The organism is Actinacidiphila glaucinigra, assembly GCF_900188405.1.
Lineage (GTDB): Bacteria > Actinomycetota > Actinomycetes > Streptomycetales > Streptomycetaceae > Actinacidiphila > Actinacidiphila glaucinigra.
In genome coordinates this window covers 1-7,120 of sequence record NZ_FZOF01000067.1, presented here as the reverse complement: position 1 = coordinate 7,120, position 7,120 = coordinate 1, and the positions used below count along the sequence as shown (strand labels likewise).

The 7,120-nt window shown below is 74.7% G+C and carries 4 protein-coding genes; 3 read left to right on the top strand and 1 reads right to left on the bottom strand.

Going from position 1 to position 7,120, the window contains the following annotated elements; all coding sequences use genetic code 11:
* Positions 1-392 (bottom strand): ABC transporter ATP-binding protein (locus tag CHF15_RS43565; protein ID WP_245939380.1); only part of this gene is annotated, 392 nt, incomplete at its 3' end.
* Between the two features lie 301 nt (positions 393-693).
* On the opposite strand from CHF15_RS43565, the gene CHF15_RS43560 reads away from it, so the two are divergent.
* From CHF15_RS43560 to CHF15_RS43550, 3 genes are all read left to right on the top strand, one after another.
* Positions 694-4,026, top strand: coding sequence for an FtsX-like permease family protein (locus CHF15_RS43560; RefSeq protein ID WP_089229492.1), 3,333 nt, complete (start codon positions 694-696; stop codon positions 4,024-4,026).
* 1 nt (position 4,027) lies between these two features.
* A complete protein-coding gene (locus CHF15_RS43555) occupies positions 4,028-6,805 on the top strand; it encodes an FtsX-like permease family protein (RefSeq protein ID WP_089229491.1) in 2,778 nt (925 codons plus the stop codon).
* The coding region (locus tag CHF15_RS43550; RefSeq protein WP_143681559.1) for an ATP-binding cassette domain-containing protein at positions 6,802-7,120 on the top strand (319 nt) is incomplete at its 3' end. The genes CHF15_RS43555 and CHF15_RS43550, both read left to right, overlap by 4 nt.

Here is a 7,120-nt window from a genome sequence, read left to right as displayed (position 1 = left end):
AGGCCGACCAGGGAGAGCAGGAGGCTGACGCGTTCCTCGCGTTCGCGGCGGGGGGTGTTGCGCAGGCGCAGGGGGACGCCGACGTTCTCGGCGGCGGTGAGGATGGGCAGCAGGCCGAAGGACTGGAAGACGAAGCCCATGCGGTCGCGGCGCAGGGCGAGCAGTTCGCGTTCGGCCAGGCCGCCCAGCGTGGTGCCGTCGACGGTGACCCGGCCCGCGTCGGCGCGGTCCAGGCCGCCGATGATGTTCAGCAGGGTCGTCTTGCCCGAGCCCGAGCGGCCCTTGAGGGCCACCAGCTCCCCGCGGCCCACACTGAAGGACACCCCGCCCAGGGCGTGCACCGCGGTGTCCCCGGCGCCGAAGGTGCGCACCAAGTCCTCGACCACGACCATCGCCTCGGAGGCCGCCCCGTCGCCCGCCGGGCCCTCACGCCGTTCCAGCAGTCCCTCACTCATGCCGGTCAGCATAGTGCGGCGGCGATATGCCACTGTTCACACGGTGGTAACAAGCAGGCCCCTCCGGATGCAATGATCGTATGAGCGCGGGCCTCCGCTCATCCCACCGGCGGGTGAACGTGGGGACACCTGTGCGATCACGTCGTGACATGGGCGTAGGCTGTGTCACCGCTCACCGCTTCGCGGTGACTCGTAGAACACTCGCAACACACTGTTACGGGCATCAAGAACGGGGGGCATGGTGCCGGGCTTCGTCTTGCTGCGCCTGCGCGCGCACCGGCTGCTGCTCGCTGCCGCACTGCTGTCTGTCGTCCTGACCACCTGCGCCGTGGCCGCGCTGGCCGCGTTCAGCGGCGCGGTCGGGGACGCAGGGCTGCGGCGCGCGCTGCAGGGGCCGTCGGCCGCCAGGACACAGATCGACGTGACGTCCGAGGTGACGGACCAGGACACCGGGCGGCTGGAATCCACGGTGCGCCGGGCCCTCACGGGCGCCTACGACGGGCTGCCGGTGCGGGTCTCGTCCAGCACCCGCTCGGGCGCGTACGGGCTGCCCCGGGACCTGCGCCCGGCGGGCGCGTCGCCGTCGGACAATCCGGACCTCACGCTGCTCGCCACGTTCGACCGCGCCCGGGTGACCATGGTCGAGGGCGCCTTCCCGGCTGCCCCGAAGGCCGCGGGCCCGGTGCCGGTCGCGCTGCCCGAGTCGGCCGCGGAGGCCCTGGGCGTGACGCCCGGCGACGTCATCACGCTCGCCGACCGGCGGGGCGGGCCGTCCGTGCGCGTACGGCTGACCGGCCTGTACCGGCCCGCCGACCCGGCCGCCCTCTACTGGCGGCTCGACCCGCTGGAGGGTCGCGGCGTGCGGACGCTGTCGTTCACCACCTACGGCCCGATGCTCGTGGACCCGCGGGCGTTCGCGGCGGGCGCGGTCCCGGCCGCCGAGGTCCAGTGGACGGCCGGCGCCGACTTCTCCGCCATGACGACCGCCCGCCTCGACCGCGTCGGCCAGGACGTCCGGCGCACGGTGGGGCAGCTCGACGGCACGGTGCTGAACGGGGAGACGACGGCGAGCAGCCAGCTGCCCGCCCTGGCGGACGACCTGAGCCGCAACCTGCTGGTCAGCCGCTCGACCCTGCTCATCAGCGCCCTGCAGCTGGCCGTCCTCGCGGGTCTGGCACTGATGCTCGTCGCGGGCCTGCTCGCCACCGAACGCTCCGAGGAGACCGCCCAGCTGCGCGCCCGCGGCGGTTCCCGGAGCCGCATCGCGGGCCTGGCCGCCACCGAGGCGGTGCTGCTGGCGCTGCCCGCGGCGGTGCTCGCACCACTGCTGACCGGGCCGCTGGTGCGGCTGCTCGCCGGGCACGGAGCCCTGGCACGGGCGGACGTGCACCTGGACGTACCGACCACGACGGCCTGGTGGGCGGGCGTGCTGGCCGCCCTCGCCTGCGCGGTCGCGGTGGCCTCACCCGCGCTGCGCCGCACCGGCACCTACGCGGGTGAGCGCGAGGCACGGTCCCGCAAGGGCGCGCTGCCCGGCGCCGTGCAGGCGGGCACCGACCTCGCGCTGCTGCTCGTGGCGGGCCTGGGCTACTGGCAGCTGTCCCGGCGCGACGGCGGGACGGGCGCGCTGACGACCGACACCGCGGGCGCCCTCAGCCTCGATCCGGTCCTGATCGTGGCCCCCGCGATCTGCCTGCTGGCGGGAGCGGTGCTCGCACTGCGTCTGCTGCCCCTGGCCGCCCGCCTCGGCGAGCGGCTGGCGGCCGGTTCCCGCGGCCTGCCGACCGCACTGGCCGGATGGCAGCTGTCCCGGCGCACCGGCCGCGGCGCCGTCCCGGCCCTGCTGCTGGTCCTCGCGGTGTCGATCAGCATGTTCGCGATCGGCGAGAACGCGAGCTGGGAGCGGTCCCAGCGCGACCAGGCCGACTTCACCGTGGGCGCGGACGTCCGCGTCGCCGCCACCTCCACCCTGCCCTTCGGCCAGGGCGGCGTCTACGACCACGTCCCCGGGATCGCCGCGGTGACCCCCGCGAACCGCAGCACCGTGCCGCTGCCCCGGGGCCGCGAGGCCACCGTGCTCTCGCTGGACACCACCGCGGCCTCCCGGGTGACCGGCCTGCGCGACGACCTCACCGACCGGCCGTTCCAGGACCTGCTGCGCTCCCTGCGCCCCCAGGACATCGCCTCGCGGGACGCCGGCTTCACGCTGCCCGAGGGCACGGCGCGTCTTCTGCTGACGGTCCGCCTGCAGGCCTCGGACTTCGGCGGCCGACCGACCGCGAGCAACGTCACCACCCGCCTGTCGGCGACGTTCACGGACCGCTTCGGCGTCCCCTACACGATGGCCCTGGGCAAGGTCCCCGCCGACGGCGGACGGCACGTTGTGGTGGCGGACTTCGCCGCCGAGGCGGGCCGGGCCCCCGGGGCCGGTCCGGCCGGACCGCTGCGGCTGACCACGCTCAAGGCCGACTACGTACTGCCCCAGGACACCGAGCACCACCGCCTGTCCCTCGTGGGCCTGCGGGCGGTCTCCGGCGACGGCTCCGCGCACGCCGTCCCCGTGCCCGGGGACTCGTCGTGGCAGGCGCGCGCCACCATGGGCAACCCGGACTTCACCGAGGACGCGATCCACCTCGCCGCCGAGGCGGACGCCCCGCGCTCCGACCGCCGGACACCGCTCACCGTCGAGTACGACACCGGACAGATGCCCCCCGGGAGCTACTGGCCGGGCGGGTACGACGAGGCGTCCGTGATCGCGACCTCCGGGCCGAAGGCCCCGGCCACCCTGACGGGGGTCGCCACCGACTCCTTCCTGCGAGCGGTCGACGCCAAGGTGGGCGACCCGGTGCGGATCCAGCTCGCCGGCGTGACCGTGCCGGTCCGGGTCACCGCCGCCGTGCGCGCCCTGCCCACCGCCACGGCCAGGACCTCCGACACCGACGGCGGGGCGCTGCTGCTGGACCTGCGCTCGGTGAACACCCTGCTCAACGCCGGCCGCGGCTCCCTGGTGCCCGGTGAATGGTGGCTGGCGGCCGAGCCGGGCGCGACCGCCCGCGTCGCCTCGGCCCTGCGGGCCCGCGGCGACATCACCTCGCTCCTGGTCCGCGACGAACAGCGCACCGAACTGCAACGCGACCCGCTCGGCGCCGGCCCGCTGTCCGCGCTGCCCGCCGCCGTCGTCACCGCCGCGGTGCTCGCCGCGGTCGGCTACATCGTGGCGGCGGCCGGCGCACTGCGCGAACGCTCCCAGGAGTTCGCGATGCTGCGGGCCCTGGGCACCCCGCGCCGCTGGCTCGCCCGGGTGATCGCCGCCGAACAGGGCCTGCTGGTCCTGGTCGCGGTGGGCGTCGGCGCCGTACTGGGCGGGCTGCTGACCCGGCTGGTCGTCCCCTTGATCATCCTGACGGCGCACGCCGAGAACCCCGTACCCGAGGTCCGGGTGGAACTGCCGTCCGGCCCGCTCGTACTGCTGCTGATCACCGTCACCGTGCTGCCCCTGCTCGGCGTCATGCTGACGGCGTGGCGGTCCGCCGACCCGGCCCAGGCGCTGCGGCGCCAAGGAGGTGAATGACGTGGCCGAGCCCCGTACCCCGCACAGCGGTGACGTCTCCTGGATCCGCGCCCGGCTGCTGCGCGCCGCCCCCGGCGGCACGCTCGCCCTGGCCGCACTGGTGCTCGTCACGGCGTTCCTGGCGGCCGCGCTTCCGCGCGCCGTCGACGGCTACGAGAACAGCGCACTGCGCGACACCGTGGCACACACGTCGGTCCCGGACCGCAGCGTCACCATGTCGCTCCAGGTGTCGCGGCTGTCCGTCCCCTTCGACCCCGAGGCCCTGCTCACCTCCACGTCGCTGAAGGAGACGGAGAAGGAGTTCCAGAAACTCGTACGGCCGCCGCTGGCACTGGAGCGGGACCAGACCGTCTACGGCGTGCGTTCCGTGGAAACGGTCGCCGCCGACCCCGGCCTGCCCCGGTTCCCCGCGGACACCCCGCTCCCCCCGAAGGGCACCCTGGTGGCCCAGCCCGACCTGGCGGGCAACACCCGCCTGGTCGAGGGACGCCTGCCGCACCCCCGCGCCGACGACCGCAGCGTCGAAGCGGTGATCACCGACCGCACCGCCAAGGCCATGAAGCTGCGCACCGGTTCGGCGTTCCACCTCCAGGACCCCCTCGGATCCGTCATGACCGTCCGGGTCACCGGGATCGTCACGCCCCGGACACCCGGCGCCGCCTGGTGGAACGCGGAGTCCGACCTGCGCAGCCCCAGCATGCGCTCGCAGCCCGGCTCGGGCGGCGATCCCGTCCGCTACTGGCACTTCACCGCCCTGATCGACGAGAGCGCCACGAACGTCCTGCTCGGCCTGCAGGACGGCGCGCAGGCCTACTGGCACCATCCCGCCGACATCGGCGCGCTCACCGCACGTGATGTCCCCGCGCTGCGCGACCGGCTGTCCGCGCTGACGGCGGGCCCGGCCGCGGCACGACTGCAGACCAAGCAGCGCGGCCTGCACGTCGAGGAGGACGGACTCGCCGAACGTCTCGGTCCCTTCGTAGCCGAACGCACCGCCGCCCAGCCGCTGATCCTGGTCGCCGCCGTCGGCGTGGGCACCGTGGCCGTCGTGGTGCTGCTCATGGCGGCGGGCCTGTCGGCGAACCGGCGCAGGGCCGAGTTCACACTGCTGCGGGCCCGCGGCATCAGCATGAGCGCGCTGACCGGCCGGCTGCTGGCGGAGAGCGCGGTCGTCGCGGTGCCCTCCGCGGCGGCGGGGCTCGCCCTGGCGCTTTTCCTGCTGCCGACCGAACGCGCCTCGCTCGCCGTGTGGTCGGCCACCGCCGTCGCCGTACTGGCCACGGTGAGCCTGCCGCTGCGCGCGGCGGCCACCGCCCGCCGCCCGCGCCCCGGACAGCGTGAGGACATCGTCGCGGCCCGGCCGTCCCGGCGCCGCACCGTGGCCGAACTGGCCGTCGTGCTCGTCGTCACCGGCGCCGTGGTCGCGCTGCGGCAGCGCGGCACAGCGGACGGCGGCGCGGACATACTCACCGCCGCGGCGCCGGTGCTGCTGGCAGTGGTCACCGCACTGGTCCTGCTCCGCCTGTACCCCTGGCCCGTACGCCTGCTGGCCCGGCCCTTCGCACGCCTCAACGGAGCCGTGCTCCACCTGGGCCTCGCCCGCGCCGGACGCGCCCCCTCCACCACGGCGCTGCCGCTCCTGGCCGTCCTGGTGGCGCTCACCGTCACCTCCTTCGGCGGGGCCGTCCTGGCCGGAGTGGATGCGGGACGCGACCAGGCCGCGGTGACCGCGGTCGGCGCGGACGCCCGGATCCAGACCTTCGGCGCCCTCCCGCAGGGACTCGACACCCAGGTCCGGAAGGTCCCCGGGGTCCGCGAGGTCACCGGCGTGCGGATCGAGCCCGGACAGCAGATCATCAACAGCCGCACCCGCTTCGACCTGCTGGTCGTCGACCCCGAACCGTACGCCCGCCTCGTGGCGGCCGACGGGCTCGGCACCTCGTTCCCCGCCGGCAAACTGGACTCCGCGACGAAGGAACCCATCCCCGCCATCGCCTCCCCGGCGGTCGCGCGGACGTTCGGCAACGGCGTCGGCGACCCGGAGACCGTCAGGTCGTCGGTCGGACGGGTCATGGTGAGGATCGTCGGCACGCAGGACGCCACCCCGGCGGCCCCCAACCACGAGTTCCTCATCGTCTCGCGGGCCGCCCTCGCAAAGGTCGCGCCCGGGACCAAGGAGCCCGCGCACGGACCCTCGACGCTCTACGCGACGGGCACCGGCATCGACGCGACAGCACTGCGCGCCGCCGTCGCCAAGGCCGCGCCCGAGGCACAGGTCACCCTGCGCACCGAACAACGCGCCTCCTACGGCACGACCTCGGCCCTGCAGTCGGGCGCACGGCACGTGTATCTGGCGGCGGTGGCGGCGGGGGCCGGCTACAGCGTGCTGGCGCTGCTGCTGTCGCTGCTGCACAACGCGCCGCAGCGCAAGGCCCTGCTGGCCCGGCTGCGGACCATGGGCATGACCGGCCGTGGGCGACAATGGCTGGCCGTACTGGAAATGCTGCCGCAAGTCCTGCTGGGCGCCCTGGGCGGCATCCTGGTCAGCGTGGCCACCGTGCCGCTGGTACGCCCCGGCGTGGACCTGGCGGCACTCGCCTTCACGGTCCGCACACCCGCAACAGACCTGTCGGGAGCCGTACTGCACACCGACGCGGCCTCACTGCTGGTCCCCGCCACCGCGCTGGTGGTGCTGGCCTGTGTGGTGCTGGCCGTGCAGGCCTGGCTGACGGGACGGCGGGGAGAAGGAACCGAACTCCGGATGGGGGAACGATCATGAGTCAGGACACGTCCGGAACCACCGAGCGCGGCCGCGTCACACTGGCCGAGCTGGAACGACGCGTCACCGAAAGCCGGGAGCAGCCCGCCTACGGGCACGACGCCCTGATCGTCTGCGACCGCCTGGTGCGGATCTTCACCGCCCAGGGCGTGGAGGTCCAGGCCCTCCAAGGGCTGGACCTGCTGGTCCAGCAGGGCGAACTGATGGCCCTGGTCGGCGCGTCCGGCAGCGGAAAATCCACCCTGCTGAACATCCTCGCCGGCCTCGACACCCCCACCGCCGGCGCCGCCTCGGTGGCCGGGTTCGACCTGCTCG

Coding starts and splice junctions, on each gene's coding strand:
- CHF15_RS43560 (WP_089229492.1), top strand. CDS start 694: ATGGTGCCGGGCTTCGTCTTGCTGCGCCTGCGCGCGCACCGGCTGCTG.